Below are 25636 nucleotides of genomic sequence, written 5' to 3' on the forward strand. Positions count from 1 at the left end.
CGGCGAAGATTTCAAGACAAAGCCCGTTGTAGTGACTAATGGTACAGAGCAGGGGATACCTGCTCTGTACCACCCCCCTTATGGGATCTCCCCTGCCAACGAATACACATAACGCGCTTGTTGCTTAAGCCCATGGATAAGGTTAGGCTGCCATGATGAATACACGCCGCATCGACAACCACGCTTCGTTACTTCCCCAAGCCTGTAACGGTCACCAACTCAATCATTGTAAAACCGTCAGCTGCAGCCATTTTGGTTCAACCGACCCTGAACATTACGTCCTTCAGCGTAACAATCCGAACAAGCCAATGTTGGTTTGCAAAGAGTGCGGGGCATTTCCTCCGATAATCAATAACCATGACGTAGTAGAAGAAGCCTTGCGCCTCAAGCAGCAGCAAAGCAGCGGTATGCCGGCTTGTAGTAACCCCGAGTGCGAAAACCTTGGACTACCGGTACTGACCCACCGCCACCTCTACCATGCTTTTGGTTTCAGTGGTGATCGCCAGCGCTACCGCTGCAAATGCTGCCAAGCGACCTTTGTTGACCGCTGGTCGGGTTTTAACGGCAAAAACCTTATTCAGCAAAAATTGCTCGCTATGCTGTTTACTGGCTATCCGGTCCGGGATATCTGCCGACGCCTGAACATGAACCCCAAATCGTTCTACGATCAGCTATCGCATATTGCCAGTCGCTGTCGCCGCCAGCTCGCCATGTTTGATGCCCGCTTGGTAAAACATGTACCACAGTTAGCATTAGCCTCGGATGTCAGTGAACTGCAGCCCAATAGCGGGAACGGTGTTCTCTGGGTAGCCAGCAGCGAAGCCGAGTCCGGCTACGTCTTGGCGCAAGATATCAACTACCAACCCGATGAACACGAAGAGTGTAGCGAATGGCATGACCCGTACACCGACGGTGCACGTTTTATGGCCGCCCCACCCGTACAACTGGTTGAAGCCCCAAGCGCAATGCCGCAGGGATTACTTGCCCATATCGACGCGGTCTACCGACAAATCATGGCACGGCCAAATTTCGAAGACCCGCTGTCGAGTAAGCCTCGTTTGAACTACCCGTCCAAAGGCTGCTTGATCCGACCGCAATACACGGCGTATGCCCACTATATGCACCTGCAACAAATGCTCATTCAGAATGAAGAGCTTGCCATTTATATGCCGCAAGAAACCTTGCTCCGCTCAGCCTGTGTCTCTATTTTTTGCGATCGCATCAAGGACAAAACCATCCATCCGATTTATGTCGAGACCGATCCCGAATGGCAACATGGCCAGCAGGCAGGACGGATTGATATTGTACTGATGGGATGGTGGCGTGACCGCTGGGCTTTCACCCGTCAAAACGAAATCAGCAAAGGGATCTGCCATTTAGGCGGCGAAAAGGATAACGAAGGGAAATGGCTGGAGGTTGCCACCCACAGGGCTATTACGCGATACCAACAGCGCTTCCAAGATCAATTTGCCCAATTCATCAATGAACCACGGCGTAAACTGCGACCGGGCGGCCTGTTACCTTTGCTCGATATCTATCGCGCATGGCACAACTTATGTCACCAAGATAAAGAGGGCATCACCCCGGCCCAGCGAATGGGACTGGTTGCGACGCCGTTGACCCTCGAGCAACTTCTTAGCTGATTTCTCACTGCTTAACGGCAGATTCACACCAACAAGCCAAATAATGATGGGGAGATCCAATTTCTCCCCATCTCTTCACTATTGCAGTTGATCATTTCATGGAAGATATATCACACTCTTAACAAAGCGCTCAGTAGGATAAGTAGGCCTATCGAGCCACCAGCTGTAACTGAATGGATTTTCACGGATGATACCCAATAGAATTAAGCCGATTTTACTCGGAAGTATGCTGTTTATCGGCATAGTACCTGCCTTTATCTATAACTGGCTAAGCAGCGATAAACTGACAACGGTAGCAACCGAGCAAATCGCCAAGGGGTTGAGCAGCCGTACCGAATTGGCTGCGCACAACCTTGATGATATCCTCGCCCAGCGCTTGTTGAGCATCCGCAAGCTCGCCAGCTCGCCTGTTTTCGAGCTACCGATACTGGAGCATAAAGAAAGCCACTCCCCAGAGCAGCGAACCTTTATCAGCAACTACCTCAAGGAGTTGTCTGACGTCGATCCTAGCTTCAATCAAATTGACCTAATCGAAGCACGCCAGCAAACATTAACGACTGTCGCCAGCTCTGCTGATACGTTGCCGACGGGCATTGAAGCGACTCTGGAACAAGCAGGGCTGGAAGGTATCACCCAGCAGCTTGCTGAACTCAGCAGCGGTAAGGCCAAGCTTCTCATTTCGCCACCACAATACCAAAACGATATCGCCTACCTCTATATCATCAGTACGGTAACCCATCAGCATCATGCCGATGATACGCACGAAATCTATCTGGTTATCCGCTACCAGCTCGATGAGCTCAACGCACAGCTGACATTCCTTGGCGAGCGTATCAGCAACAGCGACTACATCATGCTGATCAACCACAACGCTGAGATCATACTTTCAGGCCGCCACCAAGGCATAAGGCTAACGATATTTGACGACTTCCAGGCCTATATCCGCCAACAATTACAACTTTCCCAGCAAAGCGGACAAGCTGACAGTCAAAGCCCGGGGGACCTGCACAGCTTTAACAACCGCCAGGGACAAGCGATGGTCACGACCCTTGCCCCACTTAATGTCCACCTGGCGGGTCAAGGTGACTGGTACCTCGCTTCAATCACCCCCGAGCACACGGTAACAGCCACCATCGACTACCTTCAGCAGTATTTCTTACTGGTGCTGCTGCTTACCGCAGGTATCGTCATCGTACTGTCTTTGATGCTGACCAAGCACATCACCGTGCCTATCGCGGCCCTGACCCGGTTTGCCGCCCAGTTCAAACTTGGTAATTACTCACGGAGCAATACATTCAAAGGCCCCCATGAATTCAAAGTTCTCCACGATGCATTGAATCAAGGCGCTGACAAAATCGCCAGCGATACCCAGCGCCTGAATCAGGCCCTGAACAAGGCTGAGTCAGCAGACCGGGCAAAATCCGCTTTCCTTGCCAACCTATCGCATGAAATCCGCACCCCGATGAACGGGATGCTTGGCCTATCACAGCTGCTACTCAAGACTGACCTCAACAAGGAGCAAGAGCAGCATATGCGCACCCTGCTCGAGTCAGGTAAGCACATGATGGCTCTACTTAATGATATTTTGGATTTCTCCAAGATTGAGCAGGGACAACTGAAGCTCGACCCCACCCACTTTTGCTTTACCGATTTGGTTGGAGCTATCGAAAGTACCTACTATTCTCTGGCGAAGGAAAAAGGCATCGAATTTGATATCCAATGCAATTTTGACCGCCGCCAGTGGTTTTATGCTGATAAGGCACGGATCCGGCAGATTTTATTTAACCTCATCAGTAATGCCATTAAATTCACCGAAAAAGGCAAGATATCGGTATCGTTGTCACTCACCACGGGTGAATCAAGTGGCGATCAATACCTCCACATGGATATTACCGATACCGGCATTGGCATTCCTGCTGAGCGCATCGACCTAATATTCGACCCTTTTGCCCAAGCAGAAGCATCAACTAGCCGCCGCTTTGGCGGTACAGGGCTGGGGTTGAGTATCGTCAAGCAGCTGGCACAACTAATGCGTGGGCAAATTTCCGTTTCCAGCGAGCAGGGATCCGGCTCTACGTTCCATGTCTCTGTCATATTGCAACCGGGCCAATATACTACCGAAGAAAGCAATGACATTGCCTTTGACAGCCAAGCATTCGCTGGTCTCAAAGTTCTGATTGTCGAGGATAACCACCTCAATGTACTGATCATTGAAAGTTTTCTTAAGCAAAGGGGCTTTATTCCGTCCATCGCCGAAAATGGTGCCGAAGCATTGAAAATACTGGAAACCCAAGCCTTCGACCTGATATTGATGGATAACCATATGCCAGTGATGGATGGTATCGAAGCGACCCAGCGGATCCGCAAGCTTCCTCCTCCAGCATGCGAAATACCGATATTTGCCTGTACTGCCGATGTCTTTGCCGAAACCCAGCGCAATATGCTCAAGGCCGGGGTGGAATGCATGATCACCAAACCACTGGATGAACGTAAACTGGTTGATGCCCTGCAACGCTTCAAACACAAAATCACCCGGATGGCATCACTCCATAACCAATACGCAGCGCCTGCAGAGACTGACGATGATGTAGAAACCCTGTCAGTGGATAACGAATTAACGGCACTCACAGACTCCACCCAATCCGGTGCTAATTTAGATCCTGCAGATTTCCGCTATATCGAACTCACTCCATTATTGGACATGATGGATAATGACAGTGCCATGGCGGCCCAATTCCTACAGATGTTTGCAGCCGAGCATGGTAATGACATCGAACGGTTAGAAAGCGCTATTGAGCAACAGGATTTTGAACAAGCCATTTTGGTCAGCCACTCACTCAAAGGGGTTGCAGGTAGCATCAGTGCCACCCAGGTGCAGCACAGTGCCATGCTCGTTGAAAAGCAGCTGAAACAAAACCAATGGCCAAGCCAACAAGACCTATCGTCACTGCGCCTAGCCTTGAGCGCCGCCATCGACGAGATACATCAGCAGCTCGGTGATGTTGAAGATCTCGGGGAGTCTCTCTTTTAATCCGTGTTTAGCGCATCAGTCCCAAACGTAGCGTTTCGCCCCTCTTCTCTTTCGGCCCACTATATGGGTACAGAAAGAGAGGAGGGCTTACCTCTCGTCCTCATTTAACATGTAGCCGTCCACTATTTTATAAATTCATCCGCTACACTTAAACCGGAGCATTAAATCAAGGATTGCATGGCGTATGCTAAAAAGACTGACTGTATTCCCCCTGTTATTCCTTACGTCTTGGTCTGCGCTTGCCGAGCAGCAATTCGCTTACCCTCAGGCTACCATCGAATGGCAAGGTGTCGATAATTACCGGGATATCAAAACGGTCGCCCAAAGCCAATTACGCTATGAAAAGCATGTACTCAAGGCCCTATCGGATGTATTTGCCAAAACCGCTGAGCAAAATCTCACCCACGGGCAAATGCTCAAGGTAACAGTCACTGATCTCGATTTGGCGGGAGAGGTTCGTTACCGGCCACAGCTTGCCCGTGATATGCGTGTACTCACCGACACGACGCCCCCACGTATCACTTTTAGCTACCAGGTGATTCAAGGTGATAACGTTCTAAAGCAAGGGAACGAAAAAATCAGCAACCTTGGCTATCTCAGCAGCGTGATAGGCCCGTCTCGGGACCGCCCTTTTGCCTATGAAAAACAGCTCATTACAAACTGGGGAAAAAAAACACTCTAGGTTTATATCCTATTCCCCCATCTTCGGTGCCATTTCAACCTGTGAAATACTTGCCGCGTAAAAATCGCTGCGAAGAAGAGAGCCAAACTTTCGACAATTTAATGTCTCACGCCATTCCATATGATCAACCAATGGATCATATGCTCAAAACTATGATTCCTGCTCATTTACGATTTTTGGCCAAAACAAGTTACACATGCGCTCTTCACAGCCTTACATTCGTGAAAAATGAGATCAAATCAGGGTTTGAGAAGATTTCCGATTGACAAAATATGTCAAAACGCTAATTATCGAATCATCAATTGTTCTTAAGCGATCCATCTGCTCACCAACTTTGTTTTTGGTCTGATAAGGAAAGGTTAAGAAGACGTAATTATGACTTTACTAGCCGGAATTTTAGCTAGCATTGAAACAAAGCCCAACGAGGATAAGGTCGATATTTATGAGCACTAAACTGGAACAACTGCGCGCGCTAACTACTGTTGTTGCTGATACTGGCGATATTGAAGCTATCAGTAAGTACAAGCCTGAAGATGCGACCACTAACCCATCTCTGATCCTTAAAGCGGCTCAAATTGCCGAATACGCTCCTCTTATCGAACAATCTATTGCTTACGCAAAAGCACAGAGTGACAACAAAGAACAACAAATCCAAGACACCTGTGACATGCTGGCTGTAAGCATTGGTAAAGAGATCCTGAACGTGGTTCCTGGCCGTATCTCTACCGAAGTTGATGCCCGTCTTTCTTACGACACTGAAGGCAGCATTAGCAAGGCGCGTCAGCTGATCAAAATGTACAACGATGCAGGTATTTCAAATGACCGTATCCTGATCAAACTGGCTTCTACATGGGAAGGTATCCGTGCTGCGGAAGTACTGGAAAAAGAAGGTATCAACTGTAACCTGACCCTGCTGTTCTCATTTGCTCAGGCGCGTGCTTGTGCCGAAGCCGGTGTTTACCTGATTTCTCCATTTGTTGGCCGCATTATGGACTGGTACAAAGCCAAAGAAGGCCGCGATTTTGAAGCTCAAGAAGATCCAGGTGTTATTTCTGTATCTAGCATCTACAACTACTACAAAGAGCACGGTTACAAGACTGTCGTTATGGGCGCAAGCTTCCGTAACATTGGCGAGATCCTAGAACTTGCTGGTTGTGACCGTCTGACTATCGCACCTCAACTTCTCGCTGAACTAGAAGCAGCAGAAGGTGAGGTTGTAGAGAAGCTAATCGACTCTAACGGCACTAAAGAGCGTCCTGCAGCAATGACTCACGCTGAGTTCCTATGGGATCACAACCAAGATCCAATGGCTGTTGAGAAACTCGCAGAAGGTATCCGTAACTTCGCTGTCGATCAGGGCAAACTTGAAACCATGATTGCAGAGCGTCTATAACCCTGCAGATATAATTTTAGAAAGCGGCCAATTGCCGCTTTCTTCCTTTTTCGATTAAGACAAATTCATAGTGGATACAAATATGGAACGTAAAGTGTTGGCAAATGCAATCCGTGCCTTGAGCATGGACGGTGTACAGCAGGCAAACTCTGGTCACCCAGGTGCACCTATGGGTATGGCTGATATTGCCGAAGTATTGTGGCGTGGCCACATGAACCACAACCCACAGAACCCTGAGTGGGCTGACCGCGACCGCTTTGTGCTGTCTAACGGCCACGGTTCAATGCTGATCTACTCACTGCTTCACCTGACAGGTTACGAGCTATCAATTGACGATCTGAAAAACTTCCGTCAACTTCACTCTAAAACTCCAGGCCACCCAGAGTATGGTTATGCGCCGGGTATCGAAACAACAACCGGTCCACTAGGCCAAGGCATCACCAATGCTGTGGGTATGGCAATGGCAGAGAAAGCCATGGCTGCACAGTTCAACCGTGACGGCCACGACATCGTAGACCACTACACCTATGCCTTCATGGGCGACGGTTGTCTGATGGAAGGTATCTCTCACGAAGCGTGCTCTCTTGCTGGTACCCTAGGTCTGGGCAAGCTGATCGCATTCTGGGATGACAACGGCATCTCTATCGATGGTCACGTTGAAGGTTGGTTCTCAGATGACACGCCTAAGCGTTTCGAAGCATACGGCTGGCATGTGATCCCAGCAGTTGACGGTCATGATGCTGACGCTATCAATGCTGCTATCGAAGCAGCAAAAGCGGACCCTCGTCCAACTCTTATTTGTACTAAGACCATCATTGGTTTTGGTTCACCTAACAAGTCTGGCTCTCACGATTGTCACGGTGCACCACTGGGCCACGACGAAATCGCAGCAGCACGTGAATTCCTAGGCTGGAGCCACGGTCCATTCGAAATCCCTGCAGATGTTGCTGCTGAGTGGGATGCAAAAGAAGCGGGCGCAGCAAAAGAAGCCGCTTGGAACGAAAAACTTGCCGCTTATGAAGCTGCTCACCCAGAGCTAGCCGCTGAGTTCAAGCGTCGCGTGAATGGCGATCTACCTGCACAGTGGGAAGAGAAAGCCAACGCTATCATCGCTGATCTGCAAGCTAACCCAGCCAACATCGCATCACGTAAAGCGTCTCAAAACGCGCTTGAAGCATTCGGCCAGATGCTACCTGAGTTCATGGGCGGCTCTGCTGACCTTGCGCCTTCTAACCTAACAATATGGTCTGGTTCTAAGTCGCTAGAAGCGAACGACTTCTCGGGCAACTACATCCACTACGGTGTACGTGAATTCGGTATGACCGCGATCATGAACGGTATCGCGCTACACGGTGGTTTCGTACCATACGGTGCGACCTTCCTGATGTTCATGGAATACGCGCGTAACGCTATGCGTATGGCAGCTCTGATGAAAATTCAGAACATCCAAGTGTACACTCACGACTCAATTGGTCTGGGTGAAGATGGTCCGACTCACCAACCGGTTGAGCAAATTGCGTCACTTCGCCTGACACCAAATATGAGCACATGGCGTCCATGTGACCAAGTTGAATCAGCAGTGGCTTGGAAGCTGGCTATCGAGCGTAAAGACGGCCCAACAGCGCTGATCTTCTCGCGCCAGAACCTTGCCCAGCAGCCACGTTCTGAAGCACAGGTTGCTGACATCGCGAAGGGTGGTTACATCCTGAAAGATTGTGAAGGCAAGCCAGAACTAATCCTTATCGCAACCGGTTCTGAAGTAGAGCTAGCGGTAGAAGCAGCTGCACAGCTGACTGCAGAAGGTAAGAAAGTACGTGTGGTATCTATGCCATCGACTGACGCATTCGACAAGCAAGACGCAGCCTACCGTGAAGCGGTTCTGCCATCAGACGTGACTGCACGTATTGCTATCGAAGCGGGTATTGCTGACTTCTGGTACAAGTACGTTGGTTTCGACGGCCGTATTATCGGTATGACAAGCTTCGGTGAATCTGCACCAGCAGGCGAGCTATTCAAGATGTTTGGCTTCACGACTGAGAACGTCATTGAGACTGCAAAAGAATTGCTGAACTAATTAGCTGTTAGCTGTTAGCTGTTAGCTGTTAAAGAATAAAAGGCGCTAAGTTAATGACTTAGCGCCTTTTTTATTACCCGAGTGTTTCGTCAACCACAACCTGACAAACATGCTTTGAATGATAGTCGAGAGGGTTCCACTCTCCATCCTTGAGAACGATGTTAGTCACACCGAGTTTCTTTAAATCATCTATCGAGTAAAACCAGCCTGATTGCTCCCCTTGCTGGCAGCGGTAACCTTCTTCTTGACCAAGCGTAGGTAATCTCGGATTAACGCCAATGGCTTGGTAGAATGCGGTTTCTTCAGCTTGAGCTTGCTGCAGATATTGGGCAATAGCCTCTTTAAACTTAGGATCTACCTCTGGGTCTTGAGCCTGGTGCGCACCACCATGCCAGCCAATCATCGCCTGCTCCCCGACATACTTGAAACGGCCAGCGGGGAAAAGGTAGTTGGCACATGACGAAAAACAGAATTCATTGACAACCACATCAACCTTATTGTCATGGATCCAGCGAGCTAGTCTCATCGCTTGGCGAATATCTCCTCCAGGGCTATTAAGGTCAATGGTTGAAATCTGACGGTCCTTGACGAGGCTCAGCGCCAGCTCAATCGATTCTTTCTCCGTTGGAGCATGAAAAATTAGTTTGTTATCAATAATTTCAATTTTTGACTCCGAATCATCGCCTGCGGCATAAGCGGCCGTGCTCGCTAAAACAACAGAGGCACAAAAAGCCAACATTTCTCTTTTCATATACTTTAACGCCTCTAGGCTTGATTTTAGATTTACCGAGTGAATATAAAATCCGCAAATCCTACCGAAATATTCGCTCCAAGCAAAGTACAGTCAGACCAATCGCCCATGCTGAATTAAGGACATTTCAATACAAAGCCCATGATGGAAAACGGGTGACAGGCAGGGACTTTCTAACATTTTGATATTGCTCAGCACAGAACACTTACAGTACAATAGACTGTAAAAAATGACATACAACTTCGTACAAACACCTTTAGTTGTTTAAAGTTCGACGCAGGAATCCATTGATGGCAAAAGTAACCCCAGAAGTAGCATTGAAAACCCGTCAGAGAATTTTGGAGGCGGCCATACAATGCCTGCTAGACCCGCAGGTCGGATACGACAAGATGACCTATACCCGCTTACAGAGCATGACGGGCATTTCACGTGGTGGCATTCTGAACCATTTCAGCAAGAAAGAGCATTTTCTCTCGGCACTGGACGGTAAGGTGTTCAATACGGTGCTGGATGAGTTGAACTTGTCGAGTAGAGAAGCATTCATTACTTCATTTGAAACCGCAATGACCCGCCCCACATTCAACGCTGTTATACAGCTGCTGCTCAACAATGCCTCGCACCATATCGCTATAGAGCAAGCCAAACAGGCATGGCGGGAGCTAGAGGATCTCATAGAAGAGAAGCTAGGTACCGAAGCAAAAGAAAACGATCTCCCCCGCCTGCTCGGCCGCAGTTTCTTTATGCTGACAACAAGCCAAGCAGCCTAATATTTCGGAGTTAATATAATCAAGCCCGCCATTATTGGCAGGGCTAGTGGAAAAGTTAAGCCTATTTAAATTTACCCAAGCATCTTGAAGTCGCTTGGGTATATCAGTACTTAAATTTTGCCCATGACCGATTTAAGTTCTTCAATAAGCTCAATGTTCGTTAGCTCGCCTTTATCAACATCAAAGTTGTCATAGAAGCTCGGTACCGATAATGACCCTTTTACTTCAGCATCAAAATACGGTGCTGACTCCAGCGCCGCAGACAAAACCGATGCTGCACCACCCGGTCCAGGAGATGTAGCCAGCATAACAACGGGCTTACCTTGATATACTTTCATATTGATACGTGATGCCCAGTCAAATACGTTTTTATAGGCTGCAGTATATGAACCGTTATATTCAGCAAATGAAATCACCACAGCATCAGCGTCACCAATCTTGCTATAAAAACGCTTCGCATGCTCATGTATTCCACACGACTTTTCTCTTTGCTCACTGTAAACAGGCATATCAAAGTCATTTAAATCAATAACTTCAACTGTCGCATCTGATGCTAGCCCCGCGGCATAAGTGGCTAATTGTTTATTAATTGACGTGATACTGTTTGTTGCACCGATGGCCAATACCTTCATTTACTTCCCCTTAACTTTCAATATATCCAAAATAAAATATTGTTGTTTGCGATTGACTATGGGATGGATGATAAGACCTCAAGTTAAGTTGAGGTAAAGCTTTTTTTATGCCTAAATAAGAATGATTAAGAAGTATCAAAAGGTGGATTTACACGATGAGTATGACCGTTGGGCAAGTAGCAGAACGCTCAGGCGTTAAGGTTTCGACCCTGCATTTCTATGAAGAAAAAGGCTTGATTGTGAGTTCAAGGGATCAGGCCAACCGCAGGCGATACGATCGGCAAATCTTACGCCGGATCGCGGTGATCAAAGCGGCCCAAAATATAGGGCTCTCGCTGCAAGAGATATCAGAGGCATTGTCGGACCTGCCCAAACACAGGGCACCGAAGCAAGAAGAGTGGGAAAAGCTGGCTACCGATTGGAATAAGAAGCTAGAAGAAAGGATACAGGCGCTGAAGAGTCTGCAATCGAAACTAGGTAGTTGCATCAACTGCGGCTGCTTGTCTCTGGGCACTTGCGAACTGTACAACCCTGAAGACTCCAAAGGGATCTACGAGCCAGGGGCAAGGCTGGTGACTAGCGACGGTGATTTGCCACAAACTTAAATGCGATATGCAGAAGTCGCTATTACCACCCTCCCGCCTTCAAAGTTATCCCTTGCGGCTTCTGCAAATTCTCTTCAATAGTTTTTCTCTATCACTGCCTCATTTCTCAAATAGGTTCTACCTATCGAATCAATTGGAACGTCCAATTTCACTATTTTTCGGTGTCAATGCATTATAGCTCCATCGACGCGGGACAGCGTCAAACACGAAAATGAGAAAGAGAGTTAAAGCATGATCAACACAGAAATCAAACCATTCCAGGCGACAGCATTCAAAAACGGCGAGTTCGTAGAAATCACAGAACAAGACGTTAAAGGTAAGTGGGCAGTATTCTTCTTCTACCCAGCAGATTTCACTTTTGTATGTCCAACAGAACTTGTTGACCTTCAAGAGAAGTACGCAGAGCTTCAGTCTCGTGGCGTAGAAGTTTACTCAGTATCAACTGACACGCACTTCTCTCACAAAGCGTGGCACGACACTTCAGACAAAATCGGTACTATCGAGTACTTCATGGTAGGTGACCAGACTGGCACTATCACAAACAACTTCAACGTGATGCGTGAAGGTCAAGGTCTTGCAGACCGCGCTACTTTCCTAATCGACCCAGAAGGCGTTATCCAAGCAATGGAAATCACTGCTGAAGGCATCGGCCGTGACGCTGAAGACCTACTACGCAAGGTTAAAGCAGCACAATACGTAGCAGCTAACCCAGGTGAAGTTTGCCCAGCAAAATGGAAAGAAGGCGAAGAGACTCTAGCTCCATCTCTAGACCTAGTTGGTAAGATTTAAAAAAGAATCAGCTGAATAGCGGACACTGTTCAGTTTGACAGGCACGCTTTGGCCTACCTCCTAAAGGGCTAGGGCGTGCCGCCCCCAAAATAGACTATCCACCCAAGTTACTTGGGTATACACCCACAAAATGTTTGCCGACTTGCGCCCCCTTTTTATATTCCTTTAAAGCAAGAAGGTATTGGTCAATACCAAGAAACAGAATTTAAGAATAGGCACGATTATGTTAGATCAAGCAATGAAGCAGCAGCTTAAAGCATACCTTGAAAACCTAAAAACAGATGTACAGCTAGTACTTAGCCTTGATGACAGCGAAACCGCAAATAAACTTCAAGCATTAGCAGATGATATCGCATCTCTAACAGACAAAATTGAAGTAACCCGTGATGACAGTGCAAGTGCGCGTCAGCCTATCATGCAGGTTGTGAACAAAGAAAAAGGTACAGCAATTGGCTTTGCTGGCCTACCTATGGGACATGAATTTACTTCTCTAGTACTAGCACTGCTTCATAGCGGTGGTCATCCAATTAAACTTGAAGCGGAAACCATCGAGCAAATCAAAGCGCTTAGTCAGCCGCTAAACGTTGAAATCTTTATTTCACTATCTTGCCAGAACTGCCCAGAGGTCGTTCAAGCATTCAACATGATGTCTGCCATCAATCCGCTAATTAAAACAACCATGATTGACGGCGCAGCATTCCAAGACGAAGTAAAGTCTCGCGACATCATGGCGGTACCAAGCGTATTTATTAACGGTGAACTATTTGGCCAAGGCCGTATGTCACTGGCTGAAATCCTGAACAAAGTCGATTCAGGTGCAGCAGAGAAGAAAGCAGCAAGTCTTAGCAAGCAAGAACCCTTTGATGTTCTCGTTGTTGGTGGTGGCCCAGCAGGTTCTTCAGCGGCAATCTACGCAGCGCGTAAAGGCATTCGCACCGGTGTCGTGGCTGAGCGTTTTGGTGGTCAAGTTATGGATACTATGGCTATCGAAAACTTTATTTCGGTGAAAGCGACAACAGGCCCTAAGCTAGTCGCAAGCCTAGAAGAGCATGTGAAAGAATACGGCGTTGAAGTAATGACTGAGCAGCGCGCAGCGAACATCATTGACGCAGAAGAAACAGCCGATGGTTACATTCATGTCGAATTAGAAAGCGGTGCAGTTTTGAAAGCGCGCACTGTTATCACCAGCACAGGTGCACGCTGGCGCGAGATGAATGTTCCTGGTGAGCAAGAATACCGTAACAAAGGCGTCGCTTACTGCCCACACTGTGACGGCCCGTTGTTCAAGGGTAAGAAGACAGCTGTGATTGGTGGTGGTAACTCCGGTATTGAGGCCGCTATCGACCTAGCAGGTATCGTTGAGCATGTAACGGTTCTTGAATTCGCTGATACGCTACGAGCAGACCAAGTTCTGATTGATAAAGCGAACGCAACACCGAACATCGAAATCATCAAGATGGCACAAACAACGCAAGTTCTGGGTGATGGTAACCGAGTAACCGGCCTTGAGTACAAAGACCGTAACACCGATGAGCTGAAGCAAATCGAGCTTGCAGGTATTTTCGTTCAAATCGGTCTGATGCCAAACAGCGAATGGTTGAAAGGCACGAAAGTAGAGCTATCACCGCGTGGTGAAATCGAGATTAACGCACACGGCGCAACATCTATGAAGGGTGTGTTTGCAGCGGGTGACGTAACAACAGTGCCATACAAACAAATCATTATCGCGATGGGTGAAGGAGCCAAAGCAAGCTTAGGTGCTTTCGATTTCTTAATCCGTAACCCTGCACCAACTAAGGTTGCCGAGACAGCATAAGGAATTATATCCAGCCTTAAGATTGTCGTTCTTTTGTCGGAATTACGACGCCACTTCTGAGAAATCAGAAGTGGCTTTTTTCGTTTTATCTTTATACCAAAACTAAAACAACCACATAAAATCAATATGATAGGTTGTTTTTTATATTCCACACATACAAAAAAGCCCTCGTCTTTCGTCGGGACGCCTAGTTAAGGACTTCGTTGTAATGGCGGAGGGCTGGGTGTCGTACACGTCGGGCAGGCCTCCCTGCGGGACTCATCAGTTCGGAGAACTGACGCCCATATCAAACGCATACAAAAAAGCCCCGTCATTTCTGACGAGGCTTCGTTGTAGTGGCGGAACGGCTGGGGTCGCACTCGACCGGGACTCATCAGTCCGTAGGACTGACGCCAAATTCAACACATACAAAAAAGGCCCAGTCTTTCGACTGAGCCTTCAGTGTAGTGGCGGAGCGGCCGGGCTGGCGCTCCAGCGGGACTCATCAGTTCGGAGAACTGACGCCCATATCAAACGCATACAAAAAAGCCCCGTCATTTCTGACGAGGCTTCGTTGTAGTGGCGGAGCGGACGGGACTCGAACCCGCGACCCCCGGCGTGACAGGCCGGTATTCTAACCAACTGAACTACCGCTCCAATTCTTTGCCAAGCTCGGTAACTAACCCAACTTGTAGAATGTGGTGGAGACGCTCTGGGTATGGAGGATTTGAACCCTGCTTACCCAGAAGGTCAAATAACCAGTATTACTACTGACTATTGAAATGTGGCGGAGAGATAGGGATTTGAACCCTAGATACGCTACAAACGTATGCCGGTTTTCAAGACCGGTGCTTTCAACCACTCAGCCATCTCTCCGTAAGTGCGGTGTATATTAGTCGCTACGATTGGCCTTGTAAACCCCTAAAACATTCAACTGCTTAGATAACCACCAAACACGTAAAATCTTAATAAAAAACCAGCGGTTCAACTTAAAAAACCTTTTTATCACTCGTTTTCCTTTCACCGTAGAGTGTCTCCCTGCTGGATTTTTCCTCAACAACTGGACTTTTAATACCTCAGCACCTTTATCTACAAGCGAATTGGTGATCCCGCTCACTCAAGGGCTGAGAGCTAAATCACATCTCATTTCGGAGGATACAAAAGTCCAGCTAATGGCCTATTTATCCAATAGTTTAGTGTTGTTGCCCGCCCCATAATTACAGCCATCCAGACAGCATTCTGTCTCTGAACATAGCTCAACCCTATTGCGTTGGCCGTCGAGCCAACTAAAAAAATAAACCATAAAAACATGGAGTAATTCGAAATGAAAAGCCAACTGTCAGTGTTAAAAAGACACTTGTTGACGGGTACCAGTCACATGCTCCCCTTCGTCGTCGCGGGCGGGGTATTACTTGCACTGTCTGTCATGCTGGGTGGTAAAGGTGCAGTACCGGAAGGCGTATTCCTAGAAGGACTTTGGGACATGGGTATCGCAGGTTTCACCCTGTTCGTCCCTGTGCTTGGCGGCTATATCGCCTACTCAATTGCTGACCGACCTGCACTTGCTCCGGGTATGATTGGGGCCTACCTTGCCAATCAGGTACAGGCTGGTTTCCTTGGCGCCATCATAGTGGGCTTTATTGCGGGCTATGTTGTCCTGCAGCTAAAACGTATTCCGCTATCAAACAAGCTAAAAGCCATTTCGACTTACTTTATCCTGCCTATCGGCGGCACCTTTATTGTCTCTGGCCTGGTGATCTGGGTGATCGGTACACCAATTGCGATGGCAATGGAAAGCATGAACCTGTGGCTACAGGGTATGGCAGGCGCTTCTAAAGCCTTCTTGGGCATAGTACTGGGCGGCATGACAGCCTTTGACATGGGTGGCCCAATCAACAAAGTCGCTACCTTGTTCGCGCAAACCCAAGTGGGTACTCAGCCATGGCTAATGGGCGGCGTCGGTATCGCTATCTGTGTTCCACCGCTTGGCATGTTCCTGGCAACTCTACTTTCGCCAAAACGCTACACCGATGAAGAACGAGAAGCAGGCAAGGCTGCCGGCATTATGGGTTGTATTGGTATCACCGAAGGTGCCATTCCGTTCGCTGCCGCTGACCCAATGCGTGTCCTACCTTCTATCGTCGTCGGCGGTATGGTTGGTAACGTGGTTGGCTTTATGTTCAACGTCCTTAACCATGCACCGTGGGGTGGCCTGATTGTGCTTCCAGTGGTTGACGGGCGACTGTTCTACATCGTCGGTATCGCAGCCGGTGCCCTAACCACCGCCCTAATGGTCAACGCATTGAAAAAACCTATTGAACAACGTCAAGACGCCAAAGAAGAAGAAAAGGCTGAAGACACCCTTGAATTAGAATTCGACTAAACCATATTTTCGGGAGAAACATTATGAAACTACTCGGCGTAACCTCTTGCCCATCAGGCGTTGCCCATACCTACATGGCAGCAGAAGCTCTGGAAACAGCCGCGAAAGCCAAGGGCTGGGAAGTCAAAATTGAAACGCAGGGCTCAATCGGTATTGAAAACGAAATCCTATTATCTGAAGTCGAAGATGCTGACATCGTCATCCTGACCAAAGATATCGCGATCAAAAACGAAGAGCGTTTCAAAGGCAAAAAAACAGTCCGTATCGGTGTGGCTGATGCAGTGAAAAAAGCACCTCAAATCATGGATAAGATCGAAGCACACCTTGCTTCGGCATAATCCATCATCGCTCTGCCTTGGCTTTAAACAGCCAAGGCATTTTCTTTTTTAATATGCAAAATGATACTTATCCGACAGTTTACAGAATATCATTTCGGAGAAGCCGATAATTGGATGGTATTATATAAACGGTTAGACTTCAGCATGTTACACGCGCTCACGGCTAACTGTCCCTTTTGATGATTTTACGCCTCAGGCGAGTGATTTGGTAGACGTAGTGACATGAAGCAAACCTTCTCTGATCTTCTCGACAATGTGATCTCCGACAGCAGCGCTTTTAAGACCATCTGGTTCGCTGGTGATGACACCCCACCGCCAGAGGCCAGTTACCAAGTCAACTTTCCTCGCCTCGAGCTCGTTTTTAACGGGCAGTACGAAAACTTGCTCGAAAGCCCGCAGCATCAGATTGAAAATATCCTGCTCGGTCCCGGTGATGCCCTATTTATTCCGGCCAATGCCTGGAACAAACCGAACTGGGACAAAGAATGCTCGGTGTTGAGTTTGCTTTTCGGCAAAAGCCAGTTGGGATTTAGCCTTGTCAGCAAACATGAGAATGAAGAAGGCTTTTACGATGTGGTCAAATATAGCGTTCCGCAGCGCACAGGCCGCGCAATCGATCATATCCTGACAGCACTCTCAACCCTTGCTTATGAGAAACAAAAACAACCTGCCGACAAGTTCTTATTGCTCGCACTGCTGAGTTACTGCAAAGACATGCTGGCCCAGCCAACAGAAGACACTAGCCGCCGAGGTGAAGACATGTTCAAGGGAATTTGTATCTACGTGCAGGAGAACTTCCACCGTAACATCAACCGCAATACGGTCGCGGCCCGGTTCAATATCTCACCGAACCACCTTTCACGGCTATTTCGTCAAGAAGGTCATATGCGCTTTGCCGACTATATCTCTTGGGTAAGGCTAGAGCGTGCCAAGTTCATGCTCAAACGCTACAACTTCCGCCTAGAAGAAGTTGCCCAGCGTTGCGGGTATCATGATCCCAATTACTTCTGCCGGGTGTTCAAACGCAAAACAGGCAAAACCCCAACCGAATACCGTTGCCGTTGAAGTAACGTTGTGATGATTATGTAACCTTATTCCGTCAATAACTGACGCGAGTCAGCATTAGCTAACCGGTGCTGTTTCAATAAAACAATGTCATACCGGCTAGCTACATAAATGAATGTGTATCAAACAGGCACGGCAGTGTAGTGCACTGAAGGTGCAACAATACGATCTTGAGCAGCAACAACTTGTAATTCATATTGGCCAAGTTCTTTGGTTACTCTCATCACTTCATCAACTGCCGCCGTAACATGCTCTAACGATTCTTTATAGCTTTTGCCTTGCTGCAGGTTTACTAACATCAGGCCACTCGTTAAGTCTCCGACACCAATAGGCGGTCGGTCAAACTGATGCAATGGTCTCGCGGTGTGCCAAGCTTCATCTGCCGTCACTAAGAGCGTCTCATAAGATGAGTTATCTTTACTTGCCCGATCGAGGTGTTTTACCAGGATCATTTTAGGCCCCATTTGTAATGCTAACCTAGCAGCACTCAATGCCTCATCGAAGTTATTGATCTCACGCCCCGTTAATTTTTCGAGCTCATAGAGGTTTGGGGCGATCATATCAGCGGCAGGGATGGCATTTGCACATAGAAACTCAGCAACGCCTTTTGCAAGAACGCATCCTTTATCAGGACTGCCCATAACAGGATCACAAAAATAAATAGCGTTTGGGTTTTTCGCTTTGATCTTATCAACTATATCGAGAATCTTTTCTCCTTGCTCAGCAGAACCGATATAGCCAGATAAAATCGCATTGCACTTATCTAATTGTTCTATATCTGATATCCCTTGACAGATATCAGTTATCATACTTGGACTGAAGACTTCTCCTTTCCACTTTCCATATTGAGTATGATTTGAAAACTGAACTGTATTTAATGGCCATACATCAGCCCCCATTCTTCTCATTGGGAATACAGCTGCGCTATTACCAGCATGCCCAAAAACAACAGGAGATTGAATAGATATAATTTTAATCATTTTTTCCTCACTAAAGGGGACAAGCCCCTTTATATGGCAAATGTATAGGCTACTTCCAAATTACTAAGCTGTAATTCTTTTTCCCTCGACGAATAAGGCTATAACGTTCAAATAACTTATCCTCGGCTGAAAAAGCAAACTGTGGGTTATCCTTTTTCCGACCATTCACAGAAACAGAGTTCGACTCAATCAAGGTTCTAGCCTGACTACGGGAGGAAGCGAGTTCACTCTCAACCAACACTTGTTGCAAGTCATACCCTTCCTCTGCCGTTGCTGTAGGCATACCATCATATGCAAGTTGAGCAAAGTCATCTTCGGTTAACAACTCAACGTCACCATCAAACAAGCAACGGGTAATACGCTGCGCTGCCTCTAACTGATCTTTACCATGAACTAATGCGGTTGCATGATCAGCCAATATACGCTGAGCTTTAGGCGCTGACAGGCTATTACGATCAACCTCTTCGATTTGTTGAATATCAGATTCAGTCAGGAAGGTAAAAAAACGCAAGAAATGATAAACATCTGCATCAGCTGTATTTAACCAAAATTGATAAAACTTAAATGGGCTCGTTTTATTGGGATCTAACCAAACAGCCCCACCTTCCGTCTTACCAAATTTGGTTCCATCTGATTTAGTAATTAGCGGCACAGTCATACCAAAAACTTGTTTCTGGTTCATTCGCCGTGTCAAATCAATACCAGCCGTGATATTACCCCACTGATCAGAGCCACCAATTTGCAGCTCCATTCCATATACTTGATTTAATCTAGCAAAATCATACGACTGGAGAAGGCTATAAGAGAACTCGGTAAACGAAATGCCTACCTCATCCCGGTTTATACGTTGCTTGACCGATTCCTTGTTAATCATTGCATTAACAGAAAAATGCTTACCAATATCACGCAAAAACGTCAGTACATCCATACTTCCAAACCAATCATAATTGTTGACCATTCGTGCAGGATTTACTTCGTCATCAAAATCAAGGAATGGTGAAACTTGTTGCTTAATTTTATTCACCCATCCATTTACGGTTTCTGTCGTATTAAGTTGTCGTTCCGTCGCTTTAAAACTAGGGTCACCAATCATACCTGTCGCTCCACCGACAAGTGCTACCGGTTTATGCCCAGCCTGTTGGAATCGTTTTAGACATAAAAGAGGAACCAAGTGCCCAAGGTGAAGGCTATCTGCTGTAGGATCAAAACCACAGTACAAAGTTATAGGCCCTTTATTTAAACGCTCAACTAAAGCTGCTTCGTCTGTGATTTGCGCGATCAAACCACGCTTTTTCAAATCTTGAATTAAATTTAAATTATCCATGAAATCTCCAAATGTAAATTAATTTTAATTAAAACACTGGTAAAGCATTATTTAATGTCAATATTTGACTTGCGATAACTTCAACCCCAACACAAGCGACTAAAAACAAAGCAAGTTTGTTAGTAATCACATTATATTGTCTCTGGTAATTTGAGCCCCTAATTTTATTAAGTGCGATTACAGGGAACAGTACAGCCAGGATAGTGAGGAATATTGCAGCCGCTCCAAGAGCCTTAACAAAGCCATCAGGGTATATAATTGTGAAAACCAAAGGTGGTAAATAAGTTATCAATGCTGTCGTAAACCGTCCCTTTTGACTATTGCCTGTTTTAAAAGTACTTGCAACAGAGTCAAATAACCCTAGTGATACGCATAAATACGAGGTAAACATAGCAATAGATGAAAATGCACTGATTAAATAAACAATATAATCGTTATGAATAAATGCTCTCATCTCTTCTAGCATCACGCCAACACTTGAACCATGAGAGGAAATATACTCAAAGCTATGAGATCCAAATCGAGGTAGGGAACCTAAAGTACTGAACTCCCAAATAATATAAACAACAAGCGGGATTAATCCTCCTGCAATGAATATATTTCTTAGTGTAGTGGGGTTATCCTTACCAATATATTTAACCATACTAGGGATACTGCCATGAAAACCAAAAGCAGTAATGAAGACAGGAATAGCAGCAAAACTATAAAGAGCAGAGTCACTCTGATTGACGATAAAATCAGCGTTAATATAAGGATTTATCGTGCAAACAAGCAGTATAAATAGAATGATATTTGATGAAAAGAGCACTCTATTGACAACATCAACAGCTTTAGTGCTTATGAAAACTATTGTACCGATTATAGTAGTGAAAGCGAAAGCAACAACCTTATTAGAGATTGTAATGTTGAGATAGTTTTCGATGTTAGCCTGATATATAGATGAGCCACCAGATATATAGGCACAGGAAAGTGAATACAGAAGTAGAAGTAGACTTACATTAATAATCCACTTCCCATACTTTCCAAAAAGATTTTCAGCAATCGCTTCAAGGCCTGTACCTTCTGGATAGTTTAAGCATACTTCAAGCAGCATTAACCCAGAGTATGTCATACAGAGCCAAACCGCACTTAGAAAAAGGATAGAGAACTTAACGCCCATACCCGCAGATATTAGTGGTAAAGCAAGCATACCAGCACCAAGCATGGTACCTGATATTAATAAAGTTGCACCAATAGCTTTCAAATTCATTGTAATGTCTCTTAACCATCAATAACAAATAGTCGATATTTAATTTTCATCATGATCAGAATAAAGCTGCCAGTAAACTGGCAGCTTTCCTTACTTATTATGCAGCGCTAATAACATTTGACATTTTGTTTTCTTCATCAACAATTTCAGTCAAAATATCGGTGAAAACTTCCTGTAGATTATTCCAGTAATTATTAAATCGAATTTCATCTCTTAGGAAGTGGGTCATAACAGCAGAACGAAGGATGTAGACAGAGCCTTCTGCTTGCCATTCTTGCTCACTGAAACCTCGGGTTTGAGCGTAAGTACTTGGGATCTGACCATATTCTTCAACCGACAATGATGTTGAAGAGGTCAAGAAATCTTTCGTATAGGTTCTTCCTGACGCGTAAGAACATAGCTCGTAGATACGTTGGTTCAGGCGGTTATGGTCAGCCAAACTATCATTACCAATTTCCTTAAAGGTAAAGTTAACCATATGGAAGTCTGGGTGCATCAATGGACGCACCTCGAAACGACGCCCCTGAACGACCAGTGGCTCTGCCGTTGCCAGTTTATTAGCAAACCAATCCGCAGTGACAATACCACGGCCGATCACATGACCGTAGCCGCTGATGTTTAGAGGAACTAGGCGATGAGCAGCCCATACCGCAGCAGCCGTTGCCCCAGCCTTAGAGCCTTCCATTATCGAAGAGCCCAACACAACGTTTTGCTCTTCACTACTTTCGTCATCACTTTCTTCAAATACATATGCAGCATGATAAGAAATCAAATCCACAATACGCTTATCTTTCATCGCTACAGCACCTGCAGCATACTGAATATAACCAACTTTATGTGGGTCAACGGTTATTGAATCAGCTTCAGCCATCGCTTCAAATGCATCATAAACATCGCGTTTAGGCCAAGTCACGCCTTCAGGAATAATGTTTTCTTCACGGTAGCGTGCAACAAGAGCGTCATAATCCATGAAGTTATTTTCTTCATCGAGGAACATTGCTCGCACATAGCCGCCATATGCCGCATCGATATGCACATAGAATGACGCCCCGTACTTCTCTTCACACTCTTTGCGCAGTTTCATGACTTCATGTACTGCATCAATAGAGCCCTCTTCTGTCGTACCAACAACGGACACCATACCTAGAATCGGCGTTCCTTCCTCCATAAGCTTGAAGGTGATTTCACGCATTTTCTCAACATCAGTACGGTAGTTAGCATCGACATCAAGCGGGATTATATGCTCTTGGCCAATACCTAGAACGTCCATCGCTTTCATCCATGAGTAGTGCTTTGAGCGTGGAACCAGGAACTTACCTAGCGTACCGGGTTTAACCCCTACCCCTCGTGCAGATAGGGCACGAACTTCTTCAAAAATACCGCGTTTTTTGAGTTCATCGGTTAAATCAAGCACCTTGGTCGTATTCATATTCAGTAGCTGATGCTCTGTCATCCCTGCGACTAGATCTTTCGCCCCTTCATGTTGGGCAATGGCAAGAGGCATTGTTTTAACATTACGAGCAACCCAAACACCTTCATAGTTAGCAACAGTGCCACCTGAAGTAATGTGGCCCCAGGCCTTGTTTACGTCATAACCAAACATCTGGCAAAGATCTTGGCCCGCCTCAATTTCTAGTTCAGTCGTTACCGGTGAAGCTTCATGTGCACAGTTGTTTGGGTTGTACATCATGGTCATGACATAGGCTAGGTTTGAGACCATTAATGTATCGGCATTCATATGGCCTAGGTATCTAGGGGAGAACCAAGGCACTGATTTGGTTTTCAATCGAGCTGATAGGCTGTTCAGAATTCCTTCCGTACGATATAGCGTGTCGCGAAAGTCAGGCTGATGCTGGGCAACAGGAGATACAAGTGGCGCGTCTTCTGGGTGGAAGTCTGACCGCCAATGCATGTGCTCATCAATCGCGTAAGCCATCATTTCTTTAAAGAAAACTTGGTTTTCTGATTTAGGGCCTAGGAATAAGGCATCAACATTCATTTTATCACTCATAATAAAACCTTTACTTACTAATTTATGAATTCATATAAACTGGAATTTTCATCCAATTATTTAATTAATGGGTATTTTGCATCGCCAGTTTTTGTTTCGCGTTTGAAGATTTCTTACCCCATGCATAAACAAGCAGTGGAATAATCGCCATAACAACTAAACCGATGAATTGGAAATTAAAATATTCCGAAGCCGTTCCTGCATATGTAGACGGTGGTAGGAAACCGTAATATCCAGCAAGTAAACAAGTCGCAATACCTAGGCCAGAACAAACCCACATACCTAGTTTGCCACCAGGAACCTTGAAACTACGAAGAACATCAGGACGCTTGTAGCGAAGGTAAATAGCAGCCGCGAACATCAATAGATAAGCAACGATGTAAACTAATGACGTTAGACCCAGTAGCATGAAATAGAAATCATCTACATTAGGCATCACCGTAATTAATATACCCACAATAGAAATCAGAATAGCCTGGAGGTACACAAGACGAACAGGTACACCCTCTTTATTGGTTTTCTGCAGAATTTTAGGCAGTGCACCCGCATTCGCTGTTGCCTGGATACCACGAACCGGACCAAGAACCCAAGAATTCACCTGCCCTGCAAGGCCGATAGCCATGCAAACAGCCATTACAGGCGTTAACCAACCTAGGCCCCACATGTCAAAATATGTTTGGAATGCTTGGATAAGACCAGCCGTCATTGAGATATGCTCTGCTGGAATACCAATGAAAATAGCAAAAGAACCAATAACAGAAACTAAGAAAACAAATAACGCGACTAAGAATACGGCAATAGGGTAATTACGTTCTGCATTTTTGACAGAGGAAACATTTGATGCGGAAACTTCCATCCCCATAACAACAAAAACAAAGCCAATAAATAACGCCCAGTTACCATTATCTGAGAAGTTAGGAATTAAATTCGCCGAAGTTAATGATAGATCCGTTACAATAGGATTGCCTGTAACCAAATAACCAATCGCACATGCAACCAATACAAAAAACGGTAAGAATACACCTAAAATAACACAGAGCGTTGAAACCCACCCTAGTGTTTTAACACCTCGCATGTTTACAAAGGTACACCCCCAATAAATAATTAATATAACGGCGAGTATATACATCTTATTTTCTGCAAGCGCTGGGTCTATCGCATAGGCAAAGATTGCACCAATAATCATTAGGATCGATGTCATCCCAAATACCATTTGAATCCATTGCATCCAAACGGCAACAAAGCCCATTCGCTCACCAAAGGCCTCACGAACCCAAATAAATATCCCACCATCTTCTGGCCATGCTGTAGCTAATTCAGCTGACACTAAAGCCGTTGGAATCATGAAACAGATGGCTGCAGCTAATGTGAAGAAGATTGTCATCATACCGGGCTGAGCTGTCATGGGCAGTGTTCGAACACTCATGACAACAGCTGCGGTTATCATGACAAAGCTAAAAACACCAATTTTGGCAGGTGCAGATTTGTTGCTTGTCATAGTAGACCTCAAAATCGATCAATTTAAATACCTGAGATGAAAATCGATTTTTTAACACCTCAATCTCAAAAATCGATTTTATCGTATAGATCGATTTGGATTTTTGCAAACTATAAAAAATCGATTTTGTAGATCAAAAACGATAATTTTGTTTTCAAGGCAAAATGACGCTACCCCGAGAAAAGACAGGTAAGATCATAAATTAATGATTTTCATATGAAATATAGCGAGTAAGAATGGGTGGAACACCAGAGAGGAAGCGACATTGAGCTGAGAGACGAAAAAACAAACTACCATCGAAAGATGATTTGTGGTCAATTCTTCTTAGTGACTAATGAGTTCTGACTTGAAAATGACTGGCCAGAAGGCCACAGAATCCCCCCACCAATGCAAGAAACAACGAAAATGCAGGTGATAAAATATACAGGGCCACATAGTGAGACGGTGAAAGGCTCATTATATTAATTGCATAGGAAATATAGGCCGAAGAAATAACGAGGACCAGCCAAGCGAAGGCCAATATCCAAGCCGAGAATGTGGATATCCGTGTTAGCGACTTTGCATTCTCATGCTCATACATATTGATAATATACTCTATAGTAAGCAATGGAGTGAATAACCAAACA

At 45.9% G+C, this 25636-nt stretch carries 19 protein-coding genes and 2 tRNA genes; 12 read left to right on the top strand and 9 right to left on the bottom strand.

Annotation, left to right across the window (positions count from 1 at the left end; translation table 11 throughout):
• Positions 1 to 152 precede the first annotated feature (152 nt).
• The 5 genes from L4D79_RS07900 (at position 153) to tkt (ending at position 8823) form a co-directional block, all read left to right on the top strand.
• Positions 153 to 1643, top strand: coding sequence for a transposase (locus L4D79_RS07900; protein WP_428649651.1), 1491 nt, complete (start codon positions 153 to 155; stop codon positions 1641 to 1643).
• Positions 1644 to 1830: 187 nt separating this feature from the next.
• On the top strand, positions 1831 to 4674 hold the full coding sequence (locus L4D79_RS07905; RefSeq protein ID WP_428649654.1) for a hybrid sensor histidine kinase/response regulator: 2844 nt from the start codon (positions 1831 to 1833) through the stop codon (positions 4672 to 4674).
• Between the two features lie 184 nt (positions 4675 to 4858).
• A complete protein-coding gene (locus L4D79_RS07910; protein ID WP_428649657.1) occupies positions 4859 to 5356 on the top strand; it encodes a DUF3016 domain-containing protein in 498 nt (165 codons plus the stop codon).
• Between the two features lie 442 nt (positions 5357 to 5798).
• Positions 5799 to 6749 (top strand): transaldolase, encoded by a 951-nt coding sequence (gene tal, locus L4D79_RS07915; protein ID WP_428649660.1) that lies wholly within the window; start codon positions 5799 to 5801, stop codon positions 6747 to 6749.
• 82 nt (positions 6750 to 6831) lie between these two features.
• Entirely contained in the window at positions 6832 to 8823 is a 1992-nt protein-coding gene (gene tkt / locus L4D79_RS07920) for a transketolase (protein ID WP_428649662.1), read from the top strand.
• Positions 8824 to 8896: 73 nt separating this feature from the next.
• Here the strand turns inward: tkt and L4D79_RS07925 are convergent, their stop codons facing one another.
• The gene (locus tag L4D79_RS07925) at positions 8897 to 9574 is read right to left on the bottom strand and encodes a hypothetical protein (RefSeq protein WP_428649665.1); all 678 of its coding nucleotides are present in this window, start codon (positions 9572 to 9574) and stop codon (positions 8897 to 8899) included.
• 290 nt (positions 9575 to 9864) lie between these two features.
• On the opposite strand from L4D79_RS07925, the gene L4D79_RS07930 reads away from it, so the two are divergent.
• Positions 9865 to 10341 carry a hypothetical protein gene (locus L4D79_RS07930; RefSeq protein WP_428649668.1) on the top strand — a complete coding sequence of 159 codons (477 nt, stop codon included), beginning with the start codon at positions 9865 to 9867 and terminating at the stop codon, positions 10339 to 10341.
• Positions 10342 to 10451: 110 nt separating this feature from the next.
• On the opposite strand, the gene L4D79_RS07935 is transcribed toward L4D79_RS07930, so the two are convergent.
• The gene (locus L4D79_RS07935) at positions 10452 to 10973 is read right to left on the bottom strand and encodes an NADPH-dependent FMN reductase (RefSeq protein ID WP_428649671.1); all 522 of its coding nucleotides are present in this window, start codon (positions 10971 to 10973) and stop codon (positions 10452 to 10454) included.
• A 155-nt stretch (positions 10974 to 11128) separates the two neighbouring features.
• Here L4D79_RS07935 and soxR point away from each other — a divergent pair, with 155 nt between their 5' ends.
• The 3 genes from soxR (at position 11129) to ahpF (ending at position 14183) form a co-directional block, all read left to right on the top strand.
• Complete coding sequence (gene soxR, locus L4D79_RS07940; RefSeq protein ID WP_428649674.1) at positions 11129 to 11578, top strand: redox-sensitive transcriptional activator SoxR; 450 nt, start codon at positions 11129 to 11131, stop codon at positions 11576 to 11578.
• 231 nt (positions 11579 to 11809) lie between these two features.
• Entirely contained in the window at positions 11810 to 12367 is a 558-nt protein-coding gene (gene ahpC / locus L4D79_RS07945; protein WP_317522350.1) for an alkyl hydroperoxide reductase subunit C, read from the top strand.
• A 223-nt stretch (positions 12368 to 12590) separates the two neighbouring features.
• Positions 12591 to 14183, top strand: coding sequence for an alkyl hydroperoxide reductase subunit F (gene ahpF / locus L4D79_RS07950; RefSeq protein WP_428649678.1), 1593 nt, complete (start codon positions 12591 to 12593; stop codon positions 14181 to 14183).
• 559 nt (positions 14184 to 14742) lie between these two features.
• On the opposite strand, the gene L4D79_RS07955 is transcribed toward ahpF, so the two are convergent.
• Together L4D79_RS07955 and L4D79_RS07960 are read right to left on the bottom strand one after the other, a co-directional pair.
• Positions 14743 to 14819, bottom strand: a tRNA-Asp gene (locus L4D79_RS07955).
• Positions 14820 to 14947: 128 nt separating this feature from the next.
• Positions 14948 to 15038: transfer RNA gene (locus L4D79_RS07960), tRNA-Ser, on the bottom strand.
• Between the two features lie 448 nt (positions 15039 to 15486).
• Here L4D79_RS07960 and L4D79_RS07965 point away from each other — a divergent pair.
• From L4D79_RS07965 to L4D79_RS07975, 3 genes are all read left to right on the top strand, one after another.
• On the top strand, positions 15487 to 16545 hold the full coding sequence (locus L4D79_RS07965) for a PTS fructose transporter subunit EIIC (protein WP_428649681.1): 1059 nt from the start codon (positions 15487 to 15489) through the stop codon (positions 16543 to 16545).
• 23 nt (positions 16546 to 16568) lie between these two features.
• A complete protein-coding gene (locus L4D79_RS07970) occupies positions 16569 to 16883 on the top strand; it encodes a PTS fructose-like transporter subunit IIB (protein ID WP_428649684.1) in 315 nt (104 codons plus the stop codon).
• A 222-nt stretch (positions 16884 to 17105) separates the two neighbouring features.
• Entirely contained in the window at positions 17106 to 17948 is an 843-nt protein-coding gene (locus L4D79_RS07975; protein WP_428649687.1) for a helix-turn-helix transcriptional regulator, read from the top strand.
• A 122-nt stretch (positions 17949 to 18070) separates the two neighbouring features.
• On the opposite strand, the gene pdxY is transcribed toward L4D79_RS07975, so the two are convergent.
• The 5 genes from pdxY to L4D79_RS08000 form a co-directional block, all read right to left on the bottom strand.
• A complete protein-coding gene (gene pdxY / locus L4D79_RS07980; RefSeq protein WP_428649689.1) occupies positions 18071 to 18928 on the bottom strand; it encodes a pyridoxal kinase PdxY in 858 nt (285 codons plus the stop codon).
• Between the two features lie 49 nt (positions 18929 to 18977).
• Positions 18978 to 20252: a tyrosine--tRNA ligase gene (gene tyrS / locus L4D79_RS07985; protein WP_428649691.1), complete on the bottom strand. Its 1275-nt coding sequence runs from the start codon at positions 20250 to 20252 to the stop codon at positions 18978 to 18980.
• Positions 20253 to 20280: 28 nt separating this feature from the next.
• On the bottom strand, positions 20281 to 21501 hold the full coding sequence (locus L4D79_RS07990; protein ID WP_428649694.1) for an amino acid permease: 1221 nt from the start codon (positions 21499 to 21501) through the stop codon (positions 20281 to 20283).
• A gap of 97 nt (positions 21502 to 21598) precedes the next feature.
• Entirely contained in the window at positions 21599 to 23512 is a 1914-nt protein-coding gene (locus L4D79_RS07995) for a pyridoxal phosphate-dependent decarboxylase family protein (protein WP_428649697.1), read from the bottom strand.
• Between the two features lie 64 nt (positions 23513 to 23576).
• Positions 23577 to 25010 carry an amino acid permease gene (locus L4D79_RS08000; protein WP_428649699.1) on the bottom strand — a complete coding sequence of 478 codons (1434 nt, stop codon included), beginning with the start codon at positions 25008 to 25010 and terminating at the stop codon, positions 23577 to 23579.
• Positions 25011 to 25636: the final 626 nt, after the last annotated feature.

The sequence above is a fragment of the Photobacterium satsumensis genome (assembly GCF_050336935.1).
GTDB lineage: Bacteria > Pseudomonadota > Gammaproteobacteria > Enterobacterales > Vibrionaceae > Photobacterium > Photobacterium satsumensis.

Coding starts and splice junctions, on each gene's coding strand:
- ahpC (WP_317522350.1), top strand. CDS start 11,810: ATGATCAACACAGAAATCAAACCATTCCAGGCGACAGCATTCAAAAAC.
- L4D79_RS07970 (WP_428649684.1), top strand. CDS start 16,569: ATGAAACTACTCGGCGTAACCTCTTGCCCATCAGGCGTTGCCCATACC.
- L4D79_RS07910 (WP_428649657.1), top strand. CDS start 4,859: ATGCTAAAAAGACTGACTGTATTCCCCCTGTTATTCCTTACGTCTTGG.
- L4D79_RS07925 (WP_428649665.1), bottom strand. CDS start 9,574: ATGAAAAGAGAAATGTTGGCTTTTTGTGCCTCTGTTGTTTTAGCGAGC.
- L4D79_RS07965 (WP_428649681.1), top strand. CDS start 15,487: ATGAAAAGCCAACTGTCAGTGTTAAAAAGACACTTGTTGACGGGTACC.
- L4D79_RS08000 (WP_428649699.1), bottom strand. CDS start 25,010: ATGACAAGCAACAAATCTGCACCTGCCAAAATTGGTGTTTTTAGCTTT.
- L4D79_RS07930 (WP_428649668.1), top strand. CDS start 9,865: ATGGCAAAAGTAACCCCAGAAGTAGCATTGAAAACCCGTCAGAGAATT.
- L4D79_RS07905 (WP_428649654.1), top strand. CDS start 1,831: ATGATACCCAATAGAATTAAGCCGATTTTACTCGGAAGTATGCTGTTT.
- L4D79_RS07990 (WP_428649694.1), bottom strand. CDS start 21,501: ATGAATTTGAAAGCTATTGGTGCAACTTTATTAATATCAGGTACCATG.
- L4D79_RS07935 (WP_428649671.1), bottom strand. CDS start 10,973: ATGAAGGTATTGGCCATCGGTGCAACAAACAGTATCACGTCAATTAAT.
- tkt (WP_428649662.1), top strand. CDS start 6,832: ATGGAACGTAAAGTGTTGGCAAATGCAATCCGTGCCTTGAGCATGGAC.
- pdxY (WP_428649689.1), bottom strand. CDS start 18,928: ATGATTAAAATTATATCTATTCAATCTCCTGTTGTTTTTGGGCATGCT.
- L4D79_RS07995 (WP_428649697.1), bottom strand. CDS start 23,512: ATGAGTGATAAAATGAATGTTGATGCCTTATTCCTAGGCCCTAAATCA.
- ahpF (WP_428649678.1), top strand. CDS start 12,591: ATGTTAGATCAAGCAATGAAGCAGCAGCTTAAAGCATACCTTGAAAAC.
- L4D79_RS07975 (WP_428649687.1), top strand. CDS start 17,106: ATGAAGCAAACCTTCTCTGATCTTCTCGACAATGTGATCTCCGACAGC.
- tyrS (WP_428649691.1), bottom strand. CDS start 20,252: ATGGATAATTTAAATTTAATTCAAGATTTGAAAAAGCGTGGTTTGATC.
- soxR (WP_428649674.1), top strand. CDS start 11,129: ATGAGTATGACCGTTGGGCAAGTAGCAGAACGCTCAGGCGTTAAGGTT.
- L4D79_RS07900 (WP_428649651.1), top strand. CDS start 153: ATGATGAATACACGCCGCATCGACAACCACGCTTCGTTACTTCCCCAA.
- tal (WP_428649660.1), top strand. CDS start 5,799: ATGAGCACTAAACTGGAACAACTGCGCGCGCTAACTACTGTTGTTGCT.